Genomic DNA, 22,416 nt, shown 5'->3' with positions numbered 1-22,416 from the left:
CAGGGTTTGATCGAGGCGGCCTAATACAGGCCGCCCAGCGATTTGTCGACACTCTGCGCGGGTGGCGGGGAGGGTGTGGTGCTGCCGGTGCTGCTGCCGCCAGCGCTCGCGGGGTTGAAATCGTGCTGCGCGTTCTGGCCGCCCGCATTGGTCAGCGCCCCGCCCAGACCGAGCGGATTATCGGCCACCAGCCCGAGGTTGGATTGCGCCCCCGGCACCTGACCCGGCTTGAACGCCTCCGTGACGGTCTGGTTGCCGAACGAGACGCGGGCCAGCGTCATTCCCTTCGGGGTCGGGAAATCGATCACCGGCTGACCCTTGAGCGCGACTTTCATGTACTGGTTCCATGCCGGTCCGCACACGTTGCCGCCGGTCTGGTTGTTGCCCAGATCGCGCGGCGTGTCGTACCCGATCCAGCAGCCGGTCACCATTTGTGGAATGAACCCGATGAACCACGCATCGTTGAAATTGTTGGTGGTGCCGGTTTTGCCCGCGATCGGCCGATGCAGCCCGACCACCGCCGGCACGCCGGTGCCATATTCGGTGACGTTCCGCATCATCATGATGACCTGATACACGCTGTCCGGGTCGGCGAGTTGCGCGCCGGGGCGGTTGAGCACGGGGGGCTGATCCGCCGAGCCATCCATGCAGTTCGCACAGGACTGGTCGGGCGCCTGATACAGGATATGCCCGTCCGGTGCGGTCACGCTGTCGATCAGCGAGGGTTCGACCTGCCGCCCGTATTCGTCGAGCGCGGCATAGCCGCGGACCATGCGCCACAACGTGGTGTCCAGCGCGCCGATCGCCGCCGGATAGATCAGCGGCATGTGATGGACGATGCGGAACTTTTCGAAATTCGCGGCCACATTGGCGAGTCCCACGCGCCGGACCAGATGGAGCGTGGCAAGGTTGAGCGACTGCTCGATCGCATAGAACACCGGCACCGGACCGAGGAAATTATCCTCGTAATCGCCCGGGCGGTACAACTGGCCATCGGCCATGCGCTGGGTGAAGGGGGCATCGAGGATGGTCGCGTCCGGCTGGATGCCGGCCTGCATCGCGGTGAGGTAGTCGAACGGCTTGACGCTCGAACCCGGCTGGCGGTGAGCCTGGGTCGCGCGGTTGTAGGGGCTCATCCGGTTGCTCCAGCCGCCGACCATGATGCTCACCCGCCCGGTTTCCGGGTTCAGACTCAGCATCGAGCCTTCGACATGGGGGATCTGCTCAAGCGATACCGTGCCGCCCTTGGCCGGTTTGTGCGGGTCGATCATGATGACGTCGCCGGGCTTGAGCATCTGATCGACACTGCGGAGCAGAGGGCCCGGGGCGCCGTGGATTTCGGGCCGTCCCCATTGGAGGGCGCCGAGCGTCAGGGTTCCGGTGCGGGTGGCCGATGCGTTATCGCCCTGAATCCAGCCGATATGGGCGAGGGCAGGGGTGGTGGCGATCACCACGCCGAGGCGCCACCGCCGGCGCAGGCCGGGCGGTGTGGGCTGTTTGGCCAGGGCCTTGGCCCATCCGGTCGAAAGATCTGTGATATCGAGGTGGCCGACCGGTCCGTGGTAATAGCCGAATTCGTGGTCGTAGGCTTCCAGCCGGTCGCGCATCGCGTCCATCGCCGCGGTTTGCAGCTTGGGATTGAGGCTGGTCCGCACGATCAGGCCGCCCTCCATCGTGGTTTTCTGGCCGAACATCTGCACCAGCTGCGCTTCGACCGCGTTGATGAAGTAGCCGGCACCCGGGACCGGGCGCGATCCTGCCGCGGCTTTGGGCAGCAGAGGCGAGGCGAGCGCGGTGCGGGCTTCCGCGCTTGTGATCACCCCGTCATCGCGCATCCGCCCGATGACCCAGTTGCGCCGCCGGAGCGCCCGGTTCGGATGCAGGAACGGATTGTAGTTGGTCGGCGCTTTCGGCAGACCGCCGAGCATGGCCGCCTCGGCAATGCTCAGTTGCGACAGGGGTTTATCGAAATAGGCTTCCGCCGCCGCCGCGACGCCCCATGAATTCTGCCCGAGATAGATCTCGTTGAGATAGAGTGTGAGAATCCGCTGCTTGCTCATGGCGCGGTTCACCCGGAGGGCGAGGATGGCTTCCTTGATTTTCCGGGTGAAATCGATCCGGTTGTCGAGCAGCATGTTCTTGACCACCTGCATCGTGATGGTCGAGGCTCCCAGCGGGCGTTCGTGGGTGCCCAGGCGGGTCATGTCCACGAAACCGGCGCGCACGATCGCCAGCGGGTCGATTCCAGGCTCGGTCCAGAAATTCCGGTCTTCCGCCGAAATGAACGCGCTCGCCACCAGATGGGGAATGCGGTCGTACGGCACGTAAATCCGGTGCTGGGTGCCGAGGGCGGCGATCAGGCGGAAATTATCGGCATAGATCCGGGTTTCCAGCGGCGGCTCGTAATGGCGCAGCTTCGCGACGCTCGGCAGGCCGCTGCTGAAATAGAGGAACAGGCCGCCGCCGACCACGAGCGCGCCGACCACGCCGAGCAACGCCAGCCGGTACAGGCCGCGTGCCAACACGCCGCCCGCAACGCGGCCAAGGCCCGGCCGCTTCTTGCGGAAGCGATTGGAGGGCGGGGGCGCGGCGCCTTGCGCGCGACGCGGTTTGTCGTTCGCCAGGCGATCGCCGGCTTTCAGGGGTCCAGGCATGGGCCGCTCCTTAGCACCCTATATGCAACGGTGCGAACATCACCCCTTACCGCCTCACGGTTAATTATTCGCAACCACCATGCAACGCGGCCCCGCCTTGCCTAACCGCGTCCCCTTGGCTATACGCCAGCCCAACGGAGTATAGCTCAGCCTGGTAGAGCACTGTGTTCGGGACGCAGGGGCCGGAGGTTCGAATCCTCTTACTCCGACCATATTCGTTTCGTTGCTCCCGAGGCGGCGGGATATAGGGAGATCTTCTTTTTTTGCAAAAAAAAGAAGCAAAAAAACTCCCTTTAATTTATCCCGTGCCGGTTCAACCGCCGGGAAATCATATCAAAGACGTTTTTTGATTCTTTTTTCCAAAAAAGAAGAGCTTCCTTACTTTACCTTCGGCAGCCTGCGGCGCGCGAAACCGATCGCTGCGATTGTCAGGATCGACGCCAGTGCCAGATAGATGCCCGGGCTGCGGGGATCGCCGGTTGCGGCGATGAGCCAGGTGTTGATGAATGGGGCGAAGCCGCCGAAGGCCGCGATGCCGATCGCGTAGCCGACCGACAATCCGATGCCGCGATGACGGGTGGGAAAGACCATGCCCATGTAGCCGGTCAGCGGAGCGTTGTAGGGCAGGCCGATCACGGTGAAGAAGAGCGGGATGAGGAACAGGGCGATCGGTCCCGGCCAGGCGTTCAGCACCATGAAGGCCGGGTATCCCGCCGCCATCATGGCGATGCAGGAGGCGATGATCCATCGGCTTCGGTGGGTCAGGTCGAACCGGTGGGCGATGGCGAGGCGGAGCGGGACCAGAGCGAGGGTGACGACGTAGAGCAGCACGATGGCGCCGAGCGCCGTGCCCATGCGCATGTGCAACTCGGTCCGCGCGAAGGTGGGCAGGTAGACGATCAGGTAGGTTTGCGCCGTGCCGATCGCGACCATGCCTGCGGCGATGGCGATGCCGCCGGCGGTGGAGGGTTCGGTTGTTGCGGGCGCGGGGGATGCCCGGGCGGCGAGGAATCCCGGCGCGTCTTCAAGCCGCCGCCGCAACAGCAGGGCCACCGGGCCGGCCAGCGCGCCGATGGCGAAGGCGATGCGGAAGCCCCAGTGGTGAAATGCCGCGGCGGGCAGCGCGGTACTCAACCCCCATGCCACGCTGGAGGCGATCAGTCCGGCCACGTTCTGGCTGGTGCCCTGCCAGCTTGCCGCGTGGCTCTCGCGCCCCGGTGAGTGTTCGATCATCAGCGCCGTCGAACTGCCGAATTCGCCGCCGAGCGCGAAGCCCTGGATCAGCCGCGCCGCCAGGATGCCGAGCGGGGCGAGCAGGCCGATGCTGGTGCGTCCGGGCATCAGGGCGATCATGGCGCTTGCCAGGGTCATCATCGAGACCGCGATCACCATTGTGATCGTGCGTCCACGCCGGTCGGCGAAGGCGCCGAGGACGAAGGCGCCGACCGGCCGGGCGAGGAACGAGACGCCGAACGTGCCGAAGGCTTCCAGCAGCCGGGTGGTGGCGTCTTTTCCGGGAAAGAATGTCGCGGCCAGCTCGGTCGCGAAGAATCCGTAGATGATGAAATCGTAGAATTCGAGTGCGTTACCGATCGAGGCCCCGGCGATCATCATGATCCGCCTGCGCCGGTCGTCCCGCGTCCGGTCGCCCAGCGCCACGCTCATTCGATCGTCCTCATGAAGGCAGCATGCCTGCCCTTGCGTCATCTGCCAACGATATTTTCGATCTTTGTGCGGTGCGCCATCACGGACTTGCGATCGGGTGACAATCCGCTAGAACCGGACGACCGGGCAGGGGGGCTGCCGCGGTTCCGGCAAGGGGGCATCATGTCAGCATATCAGGGCGTCATGCCCGAACCCGATATCGCAACCTCGCGCAAGGTCGTGATCGCTGCCTTTCTCGGCTGGACGCTCGATGCGTTCGATTTTTTCATTCTGATCTTCACCTTCGCCGCGGTGGCGAAAACCTTTCACGTCGGGATTACCGCCGTGACCATCGCCGTGACCCTGACGCTGGCGATGCGCCCGATCGGGGCACTGCTGTTCGGGCGATTGGCGGACCGGTATGGCCGCCGCCCGATGCTGATGGTGAATATCGTGGCGTTTTCGTTTTTCGAACTGGCGACGGGCTTTGCCCCGAGCCTGACCGCCTTCATGATTTTGCGCGCGCTTTATGGCATCGCGATGGGTGGGGAATGGGGGATCGGCTCCTCGCTCACCATGGAGACGATTCCCGCCCGCTGGCGCGGCTGGGTCTCCGGCCTGCTGCAGGCGGGGTACCCGGCCGGGTATTTTCTGGCCACCGTCCTGTTCGGCATTGCGTTTCCTTATGTCGGCTGGCGCGGGATGTTCATCATCGGGGCGTTTCCGGCGGTGCTGGTGCTTTATATTGGCTCCTCGGTACCCGAAAGCCCGGTGTGGCGCGAAATGGCGAAAAAGCCGCGCGTGCCGGTCTCGCAGGTGCTGCGCCGGCATCTGCCGCTCACCATCTATGCGGTGATCCTGATGATGGCGTTCAATTTCTTCTCGCACGGTTCGCAGGATCTCTACCCGAGCGTGTTTCTGGGCGTCCAGCATCATTTCAGCCACGCCACCATCACCACCATCGCGCTGATCTATAATCTCGGCGCGATGATCGGGGGCATCGGGTTCGGGTTCCTGTCCCAGAAAATCGGGCGGCGTCTGGCGATCGGCATTGCGGCCGGGCTCGCTTTGCCGCTGATCCCGCTCTGGGCGTTTTCGATGACACCGGTGATGCTCGGACTCGGTGCGTTCCTGATGCAGATTTGTGTGCAGGGGGCGTGGGGCGTGATTCCGGTTCACCTCAACGAGCTTTCGCCCAAGGAAATTCGGGCCACTTTTCCCGGGTTCGTCTACCAGCTCGGCAATTTCCTAGCCTCCTATAACGCGACCCTGCAAGCCAGTTTCGCGGCCGCCCATCATCATGATTACGGGCTTGCGATGGCCTGGGTGATCGGCATCGTTGCCGTGGTGATCGTGGTGCTGATGATCTTCGGTCCGGAGGCCAAGGATGTGTCGATGGCGCACGATTAGGGCGCTGACCCGAGGCAGGGAAGGCCGGTTCCTTTTTGCCGGCTGGTGCCGGGTGGGGTGGCGCTGCTTCAGCCGAGGCGGAATTCCCAGATCAGGGCGATCAGCAGCACGACCGCGAGAAACCGGCGGGAGGTGAGAAACCCGAGCAGCGGCGTCTTGCGGCCGAACAGGCGCCGGCGGGGATAGAATGTGTGGCTCAAACTTGGCTCCCGGAATATTATTTTTGATACAGTGAGACGGGATACATCTCTTGTGATGGCGCATCAACCAGAATCGTATCTTTTTTTGAATTGATCTTGCGTTTTGTATCCGCTTGTTGGTAGAAAACAATGACTGGGAGCGAAACGAAATGGAACAAATGTGTCTCGCGATTGATAATCTCTATGAACTCAGACTGCACCTTGCCCGTGCGATGGCCCGGGGTGCCCGTGCCGACGCGGACATGCTGTTGCAGAAGGTCGCGTCCACCTGTGCCGAAATCATCCACATCCATCGGAGCAGCGCCGGCGAGGCCTGGGACCCGTATGGCTGAACGGGGATGCGCCTGCGGGCGGGATAACTGACGGGATTTTGCGGGTTTTTTCGAAGATTTAGAGTGTTCTTCCTCACCGGTCGCTTGCTCTGGCGACGGGCGGATTGAAGTTTTTGCTCCGGTGGCTTATCGATAAGCCACGGGGGAGCACAACGGTCTCCTGTTTGATAGCGCTACCAAGAAACGATCGTCAAAACACCGACGCAGGAGGAGACCATAATGAGCACAACCGCATCCGCGGCCCCGATCGGCAAGTCCCGATGGTTCCGCCTCATTCCGATCGCGATGATCGTGTACATCATCTCGTTCATGGATCGCACCAACATTGCCTATGCTTTCGCCGGCATCGGCCATGATTTCCATATCACCAAGGCCGATGAGGGTACGGCCGGCGGGATTTTCTTCGTCGGGTATGTGCTGCTGCAGATCCCCGGCGGGTGGCTCGCCGAGCATTGGTCGGCCAAGAAATTCGTCGCGGTCATGATCGTGTTCTGGGGGCTGATGGCGCTGGCCTGCGGGTTTGCCGAGAACTTCACCCAGCTGGTCATTGCCCGGTTTTTCCTCGGCGTTGCCGAAGGCGGGATCTGGCCGGCCACGCTGGTTCTGCTCAGCCACTGGTTTCCGGTGCAGGAACGCGCGCGGGCCTACGGGTTCTGGATCGCCAATCTTGCGATTTCCTCGATCATCACCCAGCCGCTTTCGGGGTTCATCGTCGCGGGATCGGACTGGCGGACGCTGTTTTTCGTCGAAGGGGCGCTGCCCTTCATCATCGCGCTGCCGCTCTGGCTGCTCTTTATCAAGGACCGGCCGGAAGACGCTTCGTGGTGCCTGCAGCCCGAGCGCGACTATATCAACCGCTCGATCGCGCAGGATCGCATCAACGAACCGGCACCCGGCCCGTTTTCCACCATTTTCAAATCCGCGACCGTGTGGCGCCTCGTTGCGGTGTATTTCCTGGTTCAGGTCGGCTTCTATGGTCTGAACATGTGGATGCCGACGCTGCTGAAAAACCTCACGCATGACGGGTTCGGCGCGGTCGGGTTGATTGCAGCCCTGCCTTATATCGCGGCCGCGATCATGCTCTGGACCAATGGCTGGCTCGCGGACCGCAACCGCCGCTACTCTTGGCATGTCTGCCTGTCGCTCACCATTTCGGCGATCAGTCTGATCCTGTCGGTGATGATCGGCGAGACCATGATCATCCTTTCGATCGTGTTCCTCTGCCTCGCGGTCGGCGGGGCGATGGCTTACGATGGTCCGTTCTGGGCCGCGGCCTCGCGTACCCTGCCGGTCGCTCTGGTCGGCGGCGCGATGGGGTTGATCAATGCGCTTGGTAATCTTGGCGGTTATCTCGGACCCTTCCTCGGTGGCTACCTGCAGGATGTGACCGGCAATTTCTATGCCACCGCGATCCTGTTCGCGGTGTCCCTGTTCGCCGCCGGAGTGCTGATGCTCACCGTGGTGGTGCGCGATGTGATCCCGGCGATGCGGATGCCGCTTGGCCGGCCTGCAGAGTGAAAACCTACGTCATCGCCGCGATTCCCGGCGACGGCATCGGCCCCGAGGTGATCGGGGCCGGTGTCGCGGTGTTGCAGAGCCTCGCGCGCCACAGCAACCGCTTCAGTCTTGCGGTCACCGATTTCGACTATGGGTCGGATCATTACCGCCGGCATGGTGTGATGATGCCGGCGGATGGGCTGGACCGGCTGCGGGGGTTCGATGCGCTTTATTTCGGGGCGGTTGGGGCGCCGGATATTCCTGATGATGTCACGCTCTGGGGGTTGCGTCTCGCGATCTGCCAGGGGTTCGACCAGTACGCCAATGTGCGGCCCACTCGTATTCTCGCGGGGTTGCGTTCGCCGCTGCGCGATTGTTCGCCGGATGACCTCGACTGGGTGATCGTCCGCGAAAACAGCGAAGGGGAGTATGCCGGGCAGGGTGGACGCTCGCATCGCGGCCATCCCGAGGAGATCGCGACCGAGGTTGCGATCTTTACCCGCGCCGGTGTGGCCCGCATCATGCGGTTCGCCTTCGCCCTCGCGCAGTCCCGCCCGCGCAAGCGGCTGACCGTGGTGACTAAATCCAACGCCCAGCGACACGGCATGGTGCTGTGGGACGAGATCGCCGCCGAAACCGCCACGCAGTTTCCCGATGTCGCCTGGGACAAGATGCTGGTCGACGCCATGACCGTTCGCATGGTCCATGATCCTGCCAGCCTCGATACCGTGGTCGCCACCAATCTGCATGCGGATATCCTGTCGGATCTCGCTGCCGCGCTTGCGGGGTCGATCGGTATCGCACCGACCGCGAATCTGAACCCCGAGCGGCGGTTTCCCTCGATGTTCGAGCCGATCCACGGTTCGGCGTTCGATATCATGGGCAAGGGCATCGCCAATCCGGTCGGTGCGTTCTGGACCGCGGCGCAGATGCTCGACCATCTCGGCGAAACCGAAGCTGCGGCGCGGCTGATGGCGGCGGTCGAGCTTGTCACGGCTTCGGGCATCCGCACCCGTGATCTCGGCGGGGAGGCGACGACGAAACAGGTGACCGAGGCGGTGATCGGCGCGATCGAGCAGGGCTGAACGCTGGCGGTCTGCGCGCTGCTCCCCACATCCGGTTGACGGCCAATGCCGTATCATCCGGATATGAGGAGATGTCGATGCTGAAACTCGGGCGCCGTTCGCTGCTTGCCGCCACCCCGGCCATCCTTGCCGGATGCACGTTGCAGACCAGTTCCTACCCGTTTCCACCGCTGCGTCACGCGCAGGTCGATCTGTCCCGGTTCATGGGAAAATGGTATATCATCGGTCATATCCCTTATTTCGCCGAGGCCGGTTATGTCGGTTCCTATGCGGTGTATTCGCCGCATCACGGCGATCCCATGACGATCAACGACCAGTATAACGCCTACCCCAAGACCTTCGATGCCAAATTGTTCCAGTTCACCTCGATCGATGAGGTCGAGCCGGATACCGGCAATGCGATCTGGCGGGTCACGGTGCTGAACGGGGCGATCGGGGTGCCTTACGTCATCATGCATATCGAGCCGGATTATTCGGTTTTCATTGCGGGCTATCCCAACCGATCGCTCGGCTGGGTGTTCGCGCGTGGGAAATCGATCAGCCCGGCGCTCTATCATGCCATGCTCGAACGCTTCTATCATCAGGGCTACGATGCCCGGCAGTTCCGCATGGTCGCCCAGTATCCCGAGCAGATCGGCAAGCCCGGCTTCGAAACCGTGTAGTCCGGCACTCTTGCGGGGCGGATCGGGCCCTTGCATAGTGATCGATCATCAGTGAGGCCCCGCATGAACGAAACCCCGCCGAACCGCTCCGTCGCATCCCGTATCGGTTCGTTCCTGTGGGGCATCGTCAAATTCATCGTCTTCGGCCTCGGCATTATCCTGCTGTTGCTGCTGATCGGCTCGTATGCCGCCTTTCGTCATCTGCAGACGCAGCAGATCAAGCCCCTGCCCGGGAAATTCGCCCTCGAACTCAACCTGACCCAACCGGTGCCCGACACACCCGTGCCGCCGCCCTGGTTGCGGTTCGGCGGTGCGGCGAGGCCGACCTTGCTGCAGACCATTCAGGCGATCGATCGCGCCGGGCATGACGATCATGTCACCGGGATCGACATCGAACTCGGCAGCGCCTGCTGCTCGTTGACCACTGCCGAGGAATTGCACAACGCGATCGCGCGCTACCGCGCCGAAACCGGCAAGCCGGTGATCGCGCGCGCCATGTCGCTCGACGGGGCCGCCGGCCTCGGGGCCTATATCGTGGCGACCGCCGCGAGCCGGATCGAGCTGTCCGCCGCCGGGGATTTCGGGGTGACCGGTCTTGCCCTGCTCACTCCGTTCGGTGCCGGCACGTTGGACAAGCTGGGCATCGCCGCGCAGTTCGAGCATATCGGCAAGTATAAAACCTACCCGCAGATGTTCACCCGCTCGCAGCCATCGAAGGCGAACCTGCACATGCTGAACAGCATGGTCGGCTCGCTCTACAAATCCGCCCTCGTGCCGATCGCGGCACGGCTGCGTGAAACCCCCGACCAGATCAAGGCGCTGATCGATCAGGCCCCGTTCAGTGCCGAGCAGGCGAAGCAGGATCATCTGATCGATGCGGTCCTGCCGGTCGATTTCCGGATCGACCATTTCAAGGGCAACACTGCGGGCGTCACCCGTTTCGATCAGGATGCGCCCAGGGCGGCCGCCGACGCCACCCGGATTGCGCTGATCATCGCCCATGGCGATATCGAAGCGCCATCGGCCAGCGGCAATGCCGACAGTATCGATCCGCGCCATCTGGCCGATGAACTCAGTGATGCGATCGACGATGCCAAGGTCAAGGCGATCGTCCTGCGGCTCGACACACCGGGCGGCACCGTGACGGGTTCCGCGCTGATCGGTGCCGAGGTTGCGCGCGCGGCGGCGGTGCACAAGCCGCTGATCGTCAGCATGGGGGCGCTCGATGCCTCCGGCGGCTATTGGGTGTCGAGCCACGGCGCGGTGCTGGTGGCGGACCCTGCGACGATCACCGGGTCGATCGGCGTGCTCGGCGGCAAGCTCAGCTTCGGCGGCCTGCTCGACAAGATCGGGCTGACCGTTACCGGGGCCTCGCGTGGGGCCAATGCGCTGTTCGACAGTCCGGTCAATAAATGGACCCCGGCGCAGCTCGCCAACCTGCAGACCTCGCTCAACCTCGATTACCAGCAATTCATCAACTGGGTTGCCGCCGGACGGCATATGACCCCGGCGCAGGTCGATGCGATCGGGCAGGGACGGGAATGGACCGGCACCCAGGCGAAGCAGCGCGGTCTGGTCGATCAGCTCGGCGGTTATCATACCGCGTTCGAGGCGGTGCGCGCCGCGTTGAAACTGCCGGTTCATGCGCCGCTCGACATCACCGACGGCAATGCGCGACCGGGGCTTCACGCCCTGCTGCGCGAGGCGTTGCAGAAGGCCAGTCCGCTCGGCATGGCCGATCTGCCGCCGCAATTGCAGGCATTGATGGCGGTGGCCCATTTGCATCGGCTCTCGATGCTGCCGGTCGAAATTCACTAACAACTGGTTAATCGCGTATTGGCGCTGAAAGGTTACGATTCAGACATCAAACTGGAACAAAAAAGCAACATCATCAAAGGTGCCCAGCCGGCGTACATCCTTCGTTAACGATTCGGATTTGTTCTCGAAAAATCCGATGGAAATGCCAATTCGGCGGGATAAAACCCTTTGACGCCCATATCCGCCCATGTTATCCCATGCCGACCCACAGCGATTCGGGCGATGGCCACGGCCGTGCACCGGATCGTTTGCAGCGAGGCGATAACAGGCGAGACGAAGGGGCTGTGACAGAGCCGGATGAGCCAGTTTCTCGGCACACACCAGAACCGGTTGGATGCGAAGGGCCGGGTTTCGGTCCCCGCCGCATTCCGGGCTGCGCTGCGCCGTAACGGCGAGGCCGTCGGCATCGTGTTGCTGCCGTCCCATAAGCGCCCGTGCATCGAGGTCTGGCCGGCTCCGGCGTTCGAGGCGATGAGCGCCAATCTCGAAGGTCTCGCCTTGTTCAGCGACAGCCATGACGACATGGCGACCGCCCTTTATGCCGACGCCCATGCGCTGGAGGCCGACAAGGAGGGCCGGGTGCTGCTGCCGGAAAAACTGGTCGCCCATGCCGGGCTGACCGACAGTGTGGTGTTCATGGGGCTCGGCAAGATGTTCCAGATCTGGGAACCCGCTGCCGCCGAGCGTCGCAGCCAGGAGGCGCGCGAGAGCGCCCGCGCCCGTGGCCTGACCCTGCCGGCGGTTGCGGCGGGCATTGCCGGTGCCGCGGCATGAACGCGCAGGGGCATATTCCGGTTCTGCGTGACGAGGCGATCGCGATGCTCGCGCCGCGCGATGGCGGCGTTTATCTCGACGGCACGTTCGGCGGCGGCGGCTATACCGAGGCGCTGCTGGATGCGGCGTCCTGCACCGTCTGGGCGATCGACCGCGACCCGGCGGCGATTGCGCGCGGGGCCAGCCTCGCTGCGCGGTACGGCACGCGGCTGCATCTGCTCGAAGGCCGGTTCGGCGATCTGCTCGATCTGCTCAAAGTCGAGGGGGTTGCCGCGCTCGATGGTGCGGTGTTCGATTTCGGGGTTTCGTCCTACCAGATCGACGATCCTGCCCGGGGATTTTCGTTCCGGGGTGACGGGCCGCTCGATATGCGGATGAGCGGGGCGGGCGAAACCGCCGCCCATATCGTCAATACACGGGGCGAGGCCGAACTGGCCGACATTCTCTACCAGTTCGGTGAGGAGCGCGCCTCGCGCCGGATTGCCGCCGCCATCGTTGCGCGCCGCACCATTCAGAAATTCGAGACCACCGCCGATCTGGCGGGGGTGATCCGCAGCGTCGTCCGCCCCGATAAATCCGGCATCCATCCCGCGACCCGGAGCTTTCAGGCCCTGCGGATCGAGGTGAACCAGGAACTCGCCGAGATCGAGCGCGGCCTCGAACAGGCGGCGGCGCTGCTCGCGCCGGGCGGGCGGCTGGTCGCGGTCTCGTTTCATTCGCTGGAAGACCGCATGGTCAAGCGGTTCATGCAGACCGCCACCGGTCGCACCGCCGGGCCCTCGCGCCATGATCCGTCGGGCATCATCCCCGCCGCCGCCGCGCGGTTCGCCGCCCTGACCAAAGGCGTGATCACCCCCGGTGATGCCGAAATCGTCGCCAACCCCCGTGCCCGCTCCGCCCGGCTGCGGGCGATCGAAAGACGTGCCGCATGATCCGCCCGGTCACCTTCGTCACCACCATTCTCGCGCTGTCGTCCGGGGCGTGGATGTTCGTGGTCAAGCATCAGGCCGAGCAACTGGATCGCCAGATCGGCGGGGTGACCAGCCAGATCCGCGCCTCCGAGCAGCGGATCCGGGTGCTGCGCGCCGAATGGGCGCTGGAGACCGATCCCAACCGGCTTGCACGGCTCGCCGCGTTGTTCCTGCCCGGTCTCAAGCCGATGGCGCCGGACCAGCTGGTGACCTGGTCGGAACTCGCGGACCGGCTTCCCCCGGTCGGCGCGGATGTGCCGCATCTGCCGCTGCCGCCACCGCTGCCGGACCAGCTGCCTGCGGCGGGGACGCTGCCGAGCGCGCCCTCCATCGCCGCGACCGGTCCGATCGCCTCGAATGCGGCCCCTTCGACGCTGGTGGTTCTGCCGCCGGATGCCGTGCCGGTGCCCGCCACCACGGCCACCGCAACCGCCGCCCCAACGCCGGTCGCGGCCGCGCCTGCCGTTGCGCCGCCGGTGCATCTCGCGGCGAGCCATCCGGCGGCGGTGCCGCATCGGCGGGTCGCGGTGGTCCGTCATGTTGTGCTGCCGGTCAGCCGCCATGTCGTGACGCATCCGATCATCGCGCGTCAGACCACGACCCGGATGCGCCCGGTGCCGCTCGGCCAATCGGTGCTTGCGCCGGGGCGGACCGTGCATCCGATGGGGGCGCAGGTGATGACGATCAATGCCCAGTCGATCCCGCGCCCGATGGCGGGCCCCGATGCGGCACCGATGGCCCGGTCGCAGCCGATGGCGGCGCGGCAGTCGGGGTCGGTTTCGGTGTTCGGCGGTTTCGCCGCCAACCTGCCGCCGCCCCGGCCGGTCGCACCCTGAGGATGGACCCGGTTCAGTGACCCAGGCGCCGCCCCCCGATCAGATCCCGCCCAACCGGCCTCACGGTGGCGGCTGGAGCGCCGCGCGCAATCGCGGGGCGCCGGACCGGGGTGCCACGTCGCGCATCGAACATGTCCGGGTAACCTCGCCCGACCTCGCCCGCCGCGCCGCACTCGGGGTGCTGCAGAAACGCATGATCTTCGGGCTTGGCGGCTTCGTGCTGATTTTCGGGGTGCTGGCCGGGCGGTTGATCGATGTTTCGGTGATCAACCCGGTCCATCCGGATGCCGCGGCGATCGCGGCGCAACTGCCGCGCACCAATATTCTGCTGCCGCCGCCGGCCCGTGCCGAGATCACCGACCGCAACGGCACCATCCTCGCGGTCTCGCTGCCCGGTGCGGCGCTGTATGCCAATCCCAAGCAGATCGGCGATCCCGGTGAAGTCGCGCGGCGGATTACCGCGGTGATCCCGGCGCTCGATCCCGGCTGGCTGGAATCGCGGCTGGCCGATCGCAAGCGGGATTTCGTCTATCTCGATCGCGGCCTTACCGCCGCGCAGGAACTCGCGGTCAATCAGCTCGGGATTCCCGGGGTGTATTTCGAGGATATCGAGCACCGGCATTACCCGGAAGGCGATCTGGCCGCGCATATTCTCGGCGGCGTCACGCCGGATCAGCGCGGGATCGCCGGGGTCGAGCAGTATTTCAACAAATCGTTGACCGCCGATCCGTCCACCCCGCTGCGCCTGTCGATCGATATCGGGGCCGAGGGCATCGTCCGCCAGGAGACCGAGCAGGCGATGACCGATTATGCCGGGGTCGGCGCCTGCGGCATCGTGATTTCGGCGCGGACCGGGCGGGTGCTCGCAATGGCGAGCCTGCCCGATTACCGCGCGGGCGACCTTGGCACCGCGCCGGCCAACGACCGGTTCAATCGCTGCGTTTCGGGCGATTATGAACCCGGCTCGGTGTTCAAGCTGATGACGCTGTCGATGGCGCTGAATTCGGGCATGATCCATTACTGGGACAAGTTCGATACCACGCACCCGCTGCATGTCGGGCGGTTCACCGTGACCGATTTCGAGCCTGCGCATATCTGGATGACGGTGCCGCATATTCTCGAAGTCTCGTCGAATATCGGGGCTTCGCGGATCGCGACCATACTGGGGCCGGATATCCAGCGTGCCTGGCTGCGCAAGCTGGGGTTCTTCGGCAAGCCGCCGATCCAGCTGCCCGAGGCGCAGCCGGCGATGTATCATCCGAAATCGAGCTGGAAGCTGCTGACCACGATGACGGTGAGCTTCGGCAACGGTATCGCGATGTCGCCGCTCCAGATGATTTCGGCGGTGGTGCCGGTGGTCAATGGCGGGGTCTATTATCCGCCGTCGCTCGATGCTTCGGGGCCGCCGCCGGCGGGGGTGCGGGTGATGACCCGGCGGACCTCGCTGATCATGCGCAAAATGATGCGCAACGTGGTGGTGGCACCCGATGGAACCGGGGTTTACGCGCGGGTGCCGGGCTATCTGGTCGGCGGCAAGACCGGGACGGCGCAGGTGGTCGGGCCGAACGGGCGGTATATGAAGCACCTGAACGATGCCTCGTTCATGGCGGCGTTTCCGATGACCGACCCGCGTTACGTGGTGTATGTCGTTGTGCTGCAGCCGCATGCGACCAAAAAGATGCTGCCCTTCTGCCATGGTTTCACCACCGGCGGTTATGTTGCGGCACCTGCGGTCGCCAATATCATCGCCCGGATCGGTCCGATGCTTGGCATCATGCCGCTCTCGGGCGAAAAACTCGCCGCCGCGCAGGCGGCATTATCGATCCCGGTCGATCCGTTGCCGCCGCCGGGCCGTTCCGGGCTGGGGCCGGGCCATATGTTCCCGCCCGGGGCGAGCAAATACGCCTATATGCTGGCCGGGCAGAAGCCGCCCGCGACGATCGATGAGGCCGCGCATGACGAAGCTTTGACGCGCACCGAGATGTGGCAGCCGCTCGGGGCCACCGCCGAGACCATCAGCGTGCCGTCCGCCCCGATCATCGGGGGGGCGATCTCGCATCAGACGATGAACGCCAGCCCCTCGTTCACCCATGCGGGGGGATGAGGTGATGAGACGGCTCTCGCATGTCACGCCATCGCTGCCGGGCTGGACCCTTGAGCGGGACGGCGATTTCGCCGGGATCACCGCCGATAGTCGTGCGGTGGGGCCCGGCATGATTTTCGCGGCATTGCCGGGGACGCGGGTCGATGGGCGGATGTTCATCGCGGATGCCGTCGCCCGGGGGGCTGCCGCCGTGCTCGCGCCCACCGGAACGCCGTGGCCTGCCGGCACTCCGCCGCGCCCGCTGCTGGCCGATCCCAATCCGCGCCGCCGGCTGGCGGAGATTGCGGTCAGCCTCGCCGGGGCGTTGCCGCGCCGGATCGTTGCGATCACCGGCACCAACGGCAAGACCTCGACGGTCGATTTCCTGCGCCAGATCATCACGGCGGCCGGAAAGCCAGCCGCCTCGCTCGGCACGCTGGGACTGATCGCGCCCGGGTTTCCCGTGGGCGGCAGCCTGACGACGCCCGATCCGGTCACGCTGGCCGCGACCCTGGCACGCTTGAAAGCCGCCGGGATCGATGATGTCGCGCTCGAAGCCTCCTCGCATGGGTTGGATCAGTATCGTCTCCACGGGCTGCATCCCGCTGCCGGGGCGTTTACCAACCTGACCCGTGATCATCTCGATTATCATGGCGATCTCGCGAATTATCGGGCCGCCAAGCTGCGTTTGTTCGCCGAGATTCTGCCGCGCGGGGCGCCCTCGCTCGCGATGGCGGACCTCGATCCCGAGACCCTCGTGGCGCTGCGCGCGATCCGCCCGGATCTGGCCACGGTGGGCGAGGGCGGCTCGGCACTCGACCTGCGGGGGATCACCCCATTGCCTGCCGGTCAGGTTCTGGTGGTGCAGGCCGCAGGACGTCGCCATGAGATCGAACTGCCGCTGCCGGGGCGGTTTCAGGCCGATAATGCCCTGCTCGCGGCAGGGCTTGCGCGCGCCCTCGGGTTCGAGGACGCGCTCGACCGGCTCGCCGGACTCGCGCCGGTGCGCGGGCGGCTTGAACTGGCCGCGAGCCTTGCCAACGGGGCTGCGGCTTATGTCGATTATGCCCATACGCCCGATGCGCTCGACCGGCTGCTCGCGGCGCTGCGGCCACATGCGACAGGGCGGCTGATCCTGGTATTCGGTGCGGGCGGCGATCGCGATCGGGGCAAACGCCCGCTGATGGGGGCGGTTGCGGCACGTCGCGCCGATGTCGCGATCGTCACTGATGATAATCCCCGCAGCGAGGTTCCCGCCGCGATCCGCGCCGAGATCAGGACGGCCTGCCCGGATGCACTGGACATCGGTGATCGCCGCGCCGCGATCGAGGCCGGGCTGGCCATGCTGCGCCCCGGTGACGTGCTGGCCGTGGCGGGCAAGGGGCACGAGCAGGGCCAGATCGTGGGTGATGCGGTCCTGCCGTTCGACGATGCCGCGATCATTCGGGCGCTGGCGGCATGAGCCCGCTCTGGTCCGCCGCCGATCTTGAAATTGCCACCGGAGGGGTGTTTCCGCGTGAACGGTTTGCCGCCGAAGGGGTGGCGATCGACAGCCGGACCCTTGCAGCCGGAGATCTGTTCGTGGCGCTCGCGGATGTCCGCGACGGGCATGATTTCCTCGCCGATGCGCGGGAGCGGGGCGCGGCGGGGGCGCTGGTGTCACGTGATGAGGGGGTGGGCGCGGTGCTGCTGGTCGAGGACACGCAGGCGGCACTGTCCCGGCTCGGTGAATTCGCCCGCGCCCGCAGCCAGGCAAAAGTCGCGGCGGTGACCGGGAGCGTCGGCAAATCGACGACCAAGGAGATGCTCCGCCGCATTCTCGGTGCGTCCGGCACGACCCATGCCGCCGAGGCATCGTTCAACAATCATATCGGCGTGCCGCTGACCCTTGCGCGGATGCCGGGGGATGCGCGGTTTGCCGTGGTCGAGATCGGGATGAACCATCCGGGCGAGATCGCGCCGCTGGCGGCGATCGCGCGGCCTCATGTGGCGATCGTCACGACCATCGCGGCCTCGCATATCGGGCTGATGGGCTCGATCGAGGCGATCGCCGATGAGAAGGCGGAATTGTTGCGCGGGCTGGTGCCGGGCGGGACGGCAATTCTGCCGCGCGGGCCGCACCTCGCCCGGTTGGCGCGGCGCGCGCCGGACGGGGCACGGCTCATTTCATTCGGCACGCAGGATCTGGCCGAGGCCCGGCTGATCGGAGCCGAGAGCGATGCGTCCGGCGTGGATGTGACGGCGCGGATTCTCGATCGGATTGTCCGGTGCCGGCTCGCGGCACCGGGGGCGCATATGGCGATGAACGCGGTGGCGGCGCTTACCGGTGCGGTGGCGCTCGGGCTCGATGCCGAAGCGGCGGCGGCGGCGCTCGATGGCTTTGCCCCGCTCGCCGGGCGCGGGGTGCGCCGGAGTGTGCGGATCGGCACGGGTCGCGTGACACTGCTCGACGAAAGCTACAACGCATCCGGCGCGTCGATCCGTGCCGCGCTGGATGTGCTGGCGTTGCAGCCGGGGCGGCGCATCGTGGTGCTGGGCGATATGCTCGAACTCGGCGATTTCGCCGATGACGAGCACCGTGACCTCGCGGGTCCGGTTGCCGGGGTGGCCGACCATGTGTTCGCCTGTGGCGAGAAGATGCGGCTGATGGCCGATGAGCTGCCCGTGCATTGCCCCCATGTCTGGGCGCCGAGTGCGGCGGAACTGGCACCGCTGGTGCGCGACGCGCTGCGGGATGGCGATGTCGTGCTGGTCAAGGGCAGTCTGGGTTCGCGGATGCGGACGATCATCGCAACTCTCGAATCGACCGTCTGATGCTGTACGCACTCCTCCTGCCGCATGTCGCACAATTCCATGTGCTGAATCTGATCCGCTACATCACGTTCCGTGCGGGGGCTGCGTGCATTACCTCGCTGATCGTGAGTTTCGTGCTCGGGCCGCGCCTGATCCGCTGGCTGCGCTCGCTCCAGCGGCAGGGCCAGCCGATCCGGCTCGACGGACCGGAACGGCATCTGATCGAGAAGAAGGGCACGCCGACCATGGGCGGGTTTCTGATCCTGATCGCGATGAGCGTGTCGACGCTGCTGTGGGCCGATCTGGAAAACGGCTATGTCTGGGCGGTGCTGATGGTCACGATCGGGTATGGCGCGATCGGCTTCGCGGATGATTTTCTCAAGCTGACCAAGCGTAACACCAAGGGCGTGCCGGGGCGGGTCAAGCTGGTGTTTCAGGCGGTGATCGGGTTGATCGCGGCGATCTGGATCACGCATCTGATGCCCGCCTCGATCGCGGACGATCTGGCGGTGCCGGTGTTCAAGCATTTGCTGATCCCGTTCGGGATGATGTTTCCGCTGGTCGCGATGTTCGTGATGATGGGGGCCTCGAACGCGGTCAATCTGACCGACGGGCTCGATGGGCTCGCGATCGTGCCGACCATCATTGCCGCCGGCGTGTTCGCGCTGATCGCCTACCTGGTCGGCAACCGGATTTTCGCGCATTATCTCCAGATCAATTTCGTGCCGGGTACCGGCGAACTGGCCGTGTTCTGTTCGGCGCTGATCGGCTCCGGCATGGGTTTCCTGTGGTATAACGCGCCGCCGGCGGCGGTGTTCATGGGCGATACCGGGTCGCTCGCGCTGGGCGGCGCGCTCGGTTCAGTCGCGGTCGCCACCAAGAACGAGATCGTGCTCGCGATCGTCGGCGGGTTGTTCGTGGTCGAGACGGTTTCGGTGATCGTGCAGGTATTCTGGTACAAGCGGACCGGGCGGCGGGTGTTTCTGATGGCGCCGCTGCATCATCATTTCGAGAAAAAAGGTCTCGCGGAGCCGACCATCGTGATCCGGTTCTGGATCGTTGCGATGATTCTGGGCCTCGCCGGGCTGGCGACGTTGAAAATCCGATGAGTACCGCCGCGACAATCTGGCCGTGTGTGTTCGAGGGGCAGAGATTCGCCGTGCTCGGGCTGGGGCAGAACGGGCTGCCTGCGGCGCAAACCCTGCGATCGATGGGGGCGTTCGTGGTGGCCTGGGACGATGATGCGGCGAAGCGGGACGCCGCCATCGGTGCCGGGCTTGCGCTTGCGAAACCCAGCGAGGTTGATCGCCTCGATGCGCTGGTGCTCTCACCGGGAATTCCGCATCATCTGCCGGAACCCCATCCTGAAGCGGCGGCGGCGCTCGCCCGCGACGTGCCGATTTTGAGCGATGCCGAACTGCTGTTCCGCGCAGTGCGCGCGGCGGGGAGCCGTGCACGGTTTGCGGGCATCACCGGGACCAACGGCAAGTCGACCACGACGGCGCTGCTCGCGCACATCATCGCCGCCGCCGGGGTGCCGGTTGCCGCCGGGGGTAATCTCGGGCCGGCCTCGCTCGCGCTGCCGCTGCTGCCGGATGACGGGATCTATGTGCTGGAAATGTCGAGTTACATGTTGGAGCGAATCGCGACGATGCGCTTCGATGCAGGCGCAATGCTGAACATTACCAAAGACCACCTCGACCGCCATGGCAGCATGGCCGGGTACATCGCTGCAAAGGCAGCGATTTTCGCAGGTCAGATCGATACCGATACGGCGGTCGTCGGCGTCGATGACGAGGCGTCATGCGCGCTGGCGGCGCGGCTCGCAACCGGGCCGGGCCGGCTGGTGCGGATTTCAGGTCATCGCAAGGCCGATATTTTCGCCGATCAGCGTATCGTGATTGACCATTTCGGTCCGATCGTGGACCTGTCAACCGCGCCGGCGCTGCGCGGGACGCATAATGCCCAGAACGCCGCCGCCGCCGCTGCGCTGGCATTGGCGCTCGGCATCGACCGGGCGATCATTCCCGGTGCGATGGCGGGTTTTCCGGGATTGCCGCACCGGCAGAAGCGGGTTGCGACCGTGGCGGGGATCGATTTCATCGACGACAGCAAGGCGACCAATGCGGATGCCGCCGCGCGGGCGCTGGATAGTTTCCCGCGCGTGGTCTGGATTGCCGGCGGGATCGGCAAGGAGGGCGGGATCGGGTCGCTCGCGCCCTGGTTCGACCGGATCGACCATGCGCTGCTGATCGGGCGCGATGCCGCCGCGTTCGGGGATACGCTTGCGGCGGGAGGGGTTTCTTTCGAGATCGTCGAGACTCTCGACCGGGCGGTTCCGACCGCCTTCGCCCATGCGCGCCGTGAGGGGGTGCCGACGGTGCTGCTCTCCCCAGCCGGGGCCAGTTTCGATCAGTTCGCGAATTACGCCGCGCGCGGCGATCGTTTCGCCGAACTCGCGCAATCCCTGACCTGTCCGGCGGAGTGCGCGTGATGCCGATACTCTCCCGCGCGGATACCTCGGTGGTCGGACGGTGGTGGTGGAGCATCGACCGGGTGATGTTGACCGCGCTGATTTTGCTGGTCGGCATCGGCTATGTGCTGGCGCTCGCCGCCACTCCCGCGACCAACCTCGCTTTGTCGGACCCGCGCACCATCGTGATGATCAAGCAGATCGTCTATCTCGCGATCGGGGCGTTCGTGATGCTCGGCACCTCGATGCTCGATCTCAAGCAGGTCAAGCTCGCGGCACTCGGCATCGGCATCGTGTTCCTGATCCTCACCGCGTTCACCCTGGTTCATGGCGTGGTGATCGATGGCGGACGGCGGTGGATTGCGCTACCCGGCTTCACGATCCAGCCCTCCGAGTTCCTCAAGCCGGCGCTGATCATCGCGACGGCGTGGCTGCTGGCGGAACGCCGCCGCACGCCGGGATTTCCGGGGATGATCGTGGCCCTCGGGCTCAACGGTCTCGTGCTGCTGATCCTGATGCGCCAGCCGGATGTTGGCTCGACCGCGCTGGTCGCCTCGACTTTTTTCGTTCAGCTGTTTCTCGATGGGCTGAGCCTTTACTGGGTCGGCGTGGCGGTGGCGGGCTTCGGGGCCTCCGGGTTCGCCGCCTTCGAGCTGATTTCCCACGTTCATACGCGGGTGATGCTGTTCCTGCACCCGACCAAGGACAAGGCGTATCAGGCGATCACCGCGCTCTCGGCCTTCGGCAATGGCGGGTTGTGGGGGCGCGGGCCGGGCGAGGGGCAGGTGAAGCATTACCTGCCGGATGCGCGGGCCGATTTCGTGTTCGCGGTGGCCGGGGAGGAATTCGGCCTGATCGTGTGCCTGGCGATCATTCTGATTTTCGCGGTGATCGTGCTGCGCGGCCTCGCGCGGATCATGCGCGAGACCGATCTGTTCGTGGCGCTCGCGGCATCGGGGCTGTTGGTGAGTTTCGGTTTGCAGGCCTTCATCAACATGGCGTCCTCGCTGTCGCTGATCCCGACCAAGGGGATGACGCTGCCGTTCATTTCCTATGGCGGTTCGGCGGTGCTCGCGGTCGGGCTGCACATGGGGTTCCTGCTGGCGCTGACCCGCAAGCGCAACCATGCCGAACGTGCCGATGAACGGCGCGCGCGCGGCAGCGTGCAGGACCGGGTGGCATGA

The 22,416-nt window shown here is 65.2% G+C and carries 18 protein-coding genes and 1 tRNA gene; 15 read left to right on the top strand and 4 right to left on the bottom strand.

What is annotated here, in order from left to right; all coding sequences use genetic code 11:
• Window positions 1-20: 20 nt before the first annotated feature.
• Entirely contained in the window at window positions 21-2,654 is a 2,634-nt protein-coding gene (locus SIL87_RS15110) for a penicillin-binding protein 1A (RefSeq protein ID WP_319614951.1), read from the bottom strand.
• A gap of 135 nt (window positions 2,655-2,789) precedes the next feature.
• On the opposite strand from SIL87_RS15110, the gene SIL87_RS15105 reads away from it, so the two are divergent.
• Window positions 2,790-2,866: transfer RNA gene (locus SIL87_RS15105), tRNA-Pro, on the top strand.
• A gap of 166 nt (window positions 2,867-3,032) precedes the next feature.
• On the opposite strand, the gene SIL87_RS15100 is transcribed toward SIL87_RS15105, so the two are convergent.
• Window positions 3,033-4,319: an MFS transporter gene (locus SIL87_RS15100; protein WP_319614950.1), complete on the bottom strand. Its 1,287-nt coding sequence runs from the start codon at window positions 4,317-4,319 to the stop codon at window positions 3,033-3,035.
• Between the two features lie 162 nt (window positions 4,320-4,481).
• Between SIL87_RS15100 and SIL87_RS15095 the strand changes: the two genes are divergently transcribed.
• Window positions 4,482-5,708 carry an MFS transporter gene (locus SIL87_RS15095; protein WP_319614949.1) on the top strand — a complete coding sequence of 409 codons (1,227 nt, stop codon included), beginning with the start codon at window positions 4,482-4,484 and terminating at the stop codon, window positions 5,706-5,708.
• A gap of 68 nt (window positions 5,709-5,776) precedes the next feature.
• On the opposite strand, the gene SIL87_RS15090 is transcribed toward SIL87_RS15095, so the two are convergent.
• Both SIL87_RS15090 and SIL87_RS15085 read right to left on the bottom strand, forming a co-directional pair.
• The gene (locus tag SIL87_RS15090) at window positions 5,777-5,908 is read right to left on the bottom strand and encodes a hypothetical protein (protein WP_319614948.1); all 132 of its coding nucleotides are present in this window, start codon (window positions 5,906-5,908) and stop codon (window positions 5,777-5,779) included.
• A 17-nt stretch (window positions 5,909-5,925) separates the two neighbouring features.
• Window positions 5,926-6,201: a hypothetical protein gene (locus tag SIL87_RS15085; protein ID WP_319614947.1), complete on the bottom strand. Its 276-nt coding sequence runs from the start codon at window positions 6,199-6,201 to the stop codon at window positions 5,926-5,928.
• Window positions 6,202-6,459: 258 nt separating this feature from the next.
• Here SIL87_RS15085 and SIL87_RS15080 point away from each other — a divergent pair, with 258 nt between their 5' ends.
• From SIL87_RS15080 to SIL87_RS15020, 13 genes are all read left to right on the top strand, one after another.
• Entirely contained in the window at window positions 6,460-7,758 is a 1,299-nt protein-coding gene (locus tag SIL87_RS15080; protein WP_319614946.1) for an MFS transporter, read from the top strand.
• Window positions 7,755-8,822, top strand: coding sequence for a tartrate dehydrogenase (locus SIL87_RS15075; protein WP_319614945.1), 1,068 nt, complete (start codon window positions 7,755-7,757; stop codon window positions 8,820-8,822). Before SIL87_RS15080 ends, SIL87_RS15075 begins: the two co-directional genes overlap by 4 nt.
• Before the next feature lie 77 nt (window positions 8,823-8,899).
• Window positions 8,900-9,484, top strand: a complete 585-nt coding sequence (locus SIL87_RS15070; RefSeq protein WP_319614944.1) for a lipocalin family protein — start codon at window positions 8,900-8,902, stop codon at window positions 9,482-9,484.
• 63 nt (window positions 9,485-9,547) lie between these two features.
• Window positions 9,548-11,302: a S49 family peptidase gene (locus SIL87_RS15065; protein WP_319614943.1), complete on the top strand. Its 1,755-nt coding sequence runs from the start codon at window positions 9,548-9,550 to the stop codon at window positions 11,300-11,302.
• 297 nt (window positions 11,303-11,599) lie between these two features.
• Window positions 11,600-12,076 carry a division/cell wall cluster transcriptional repressor MraZ gene (mraZ, locus tag SIL87_RS15060; protein ID WP_319614942.1) on the top strand — a complete coding sequence of 159 codons (477 nt, stop codon included), beginning with the start codon at window positions 11,600-11,602 and terminating at the stop codon, window positions 12,074-12,076.
• Entirely contained in the window at window positions 12,073-13,008 is a 936-nt protein-coding gene (gene rsmH, locus SIL87_RS15055; RefSeq protein WP_319614941.1) for a 16S rRNA (cytosine(1402)-N(4))-methyltransferase RsmH, read from the top strand. The genes mraZ and rsmH overlap by 4 nt, the downstream gene beginning before the upstream one ends.
• Window positions 13,005-13,883, top strand: a complete 879-nt coding sequence (gene ftsL, locus SIL87_RS15050) for a cell division protein FtsL (protein WP_319614940.1) — start codon at window positions 13,005-13,007, stop codon at window positions 13,881-13,883. Before rsmH ends, ftsL begins: the two co-directional genes overlap by 4 nt.
• 16 nt (window positions 13,884-13,899) lie before the next feature.
• Window positions 13,900-15,987 (top strand): peptidoglycan D,D-transpeptidase FtsI family protein, encoded by a 2,088-nt coding sequence (locus tag SIL87_RS15045; protein WP_319614939.1) that lies wholly within the window; start codon window positions 13,900-13,902, stop codon window positions 15,985-15,987.
• 4 nt (window positions 15,988-15,991) lie between these two features.
• Entirely contained in the window at window positions 15,992-17,428 is a 1,437-nt protein-coding gene (locus SIL87_RS15040; protein WP_319614938.1) for a UDP-N-acetylmuramoyl-L-alanyl-D-glutamate--2,6-diaminopimelate ligase, read from the top strand.
• Window positions 17,425-18,780 carry a UDP-N-acetylmuramoyl-tripeptide--D-alanyl-D-alanine ligase gene (locus tag SIL87_RS15035; protein WP_319614937.1) on the top strand — a complete coding sequence of 452 codons (1,356 nt, stop codon included), beginning with the start codon at window positions 17,425-17,427 and terminating at the stop codon, window positions 18,778-18,780. Before SIL87_RS15040 ends, SIL87_RS15035 begins: the two co-directional genes overlap by 4 nt.
• Window positions 18,780-19,868 carry a phospho-N-acetylmuramoyl-pentapeptide-transferase gene (gene mraY, locus SIL87_RS15030; protein ID WP_319614936.1) on the top strand — a complete coding sequence of 363 codons (1,089 nt, stop codon included), beginning with the start codon at window positions 18,780-18,782 and terminating at the stop codon, window positions 19,866-19,868. The genes SIL87_RS15035 and mraY overlap by 1 nt, the downstream gene beginning before the upstream one ends.
• On the top strand, window positions 19,865-21,253 hold the full coding sequence (murD, locus tag SIL87_RS15025; protein WP_319614935.1) for a UDP-N-acetylmuramoyl-L-alanine--D-glutamate ligase: 1,389 nt from the start codon (window positions 19,865-19,867) through the stop codon (window positions 21,251-21,253). Before mraY ends, murD begins: the two co-directional genes overlap by 4 nt.
• Window positions 21,253-22,416, top strand: coding sequence for an FtsW/RodA/SpoVE family cell cycle protein (locus SIL87_RS15020; protein WP_319614934.1), 1,164 nt, complete (start codon window positions 21,253-21,255; stop codon window positions 22,414-22,416). Before murD ends, SIL87_RS15020 begins: the two co-directional genes overlap by 1 nt.

The organism is Acidiphilium acidophilum, from assembly GCF_033842475.1.
In the GTDB taxonomy this organism is placed as follows: Bacteria; Pseudomonadota; Alphaproteobacteria; order Acetobacterales; family Acetobacteraceae; genus Acidiphilium; species Acidiphilium acidophilum.
The sequence above is the reverse complement of the archived record's forward strand: the minus strand, read 5'-3'. Positions and strand labels throughout refer to the sequence as shown.

Bases quoted from the DNA above. Each gene is read 5' to 3' on its own strand.
- SIL87_RS15110 (WP_319614951.1), bottom strand. From the start codon at position 2,654: ATGCCTGGACCCCTGAAAGCCGGCGATCGCCTGGCGAACGACAAACCG.
- SIL87_RS15100 (WP_319614950.1), bottom strand. From the start codon at position 4,319: ATGAGCGTGGCGCTGGGCGACCGGACGCGGGACGACCGGCGCAGGCGG.
- SIL87_RS15095 (WP_319614949.1), top strand. From the start codon at position 4,482: ATGTCAGCATATCAGGGCGTCATGCCCGAACCCGATATCGCAACCTCG.
- SIL87_RS15085 (WP_319614947.1), bottom strand. From the start codon at position 6,201: ATGGATGTGGATGATTTCGGCACAGGTGGACGCGACCTTCTGCAACAG.
- SIL87_RS15080 (WP_319614946.1), top strand. From the start codon at position 6,460: ATGAGCACAACCGCATCCGCGGCCCCGATCGGCAAGTCCCGATGGTTC.
- SIL87_RS15070 (WP_319614944.1), top strand. From the start codon at position 8,900: ATGCTGAAACTCGGGCGCCGTTCGCTGCTTGCCGCCACCCCGGCCATC.
- SIL87_RS15065 (WP_319614943.1), top strand. From the start codon at position 9,548: ATGAACGAAACCCCGCCGAACCGCTCCGTCGCATCCCGTATCGGTTCG.
- mraZ (WP_319614942.1), top strand. From the start codon at position 11,600: ATGAGCCAGTTTCTCGGCACACACCAGAACCGGTTGGATGCGAAGGGC.
- rsmH (WP_319614941.1), top strand. From the start codon at position 12,073: ATGAACGCGCAGGGGCATATTCCGGTTCTGCGTGACGAGGCGATCGCG.
- ftsL (WP_319614940.1), top strand. From the start codon at position 13,005: ATGATCCGCCCGGTCACCTTCGTCACCACCATTCTCGCGCTGTCGTCC.
- SIL87_RS15040 (WP_319614938.1), top strand. From the start codon at position 15,992: ATGAGACGGCTCTCGCATGTCACGCCATCGCTGCCGGGCTGGACCCTT.
- SIL87_RS15035 (WP_319614937.1), top strand. From the start codon at position 17,425: ATGAGCCCGCTCTGGTCCGCCGCCGATCTTGAAATTGCCACCGGAGGG.
- mraY (WP_319614936.1), top strand. From the start codon at position 18,780: ATGCTGTACGCACTCCTCCTGCCGCATGTCGCACAATTCCATGTGCTG.
- murD (WP_319614935.1), top strand. From the start codon at position 19,865: ATGAGTACCGCCGCGACAATCTGGCCGTGTGTGTTCGAGGGGCAGAGA.
- SIL87_RS15020 (WP_319614934.1), top strand. From the start codon at position 21,253: ATGCCGATACTCTCCCGCGCGGATACCTCGGTGGTCGGACGGTGGTGG.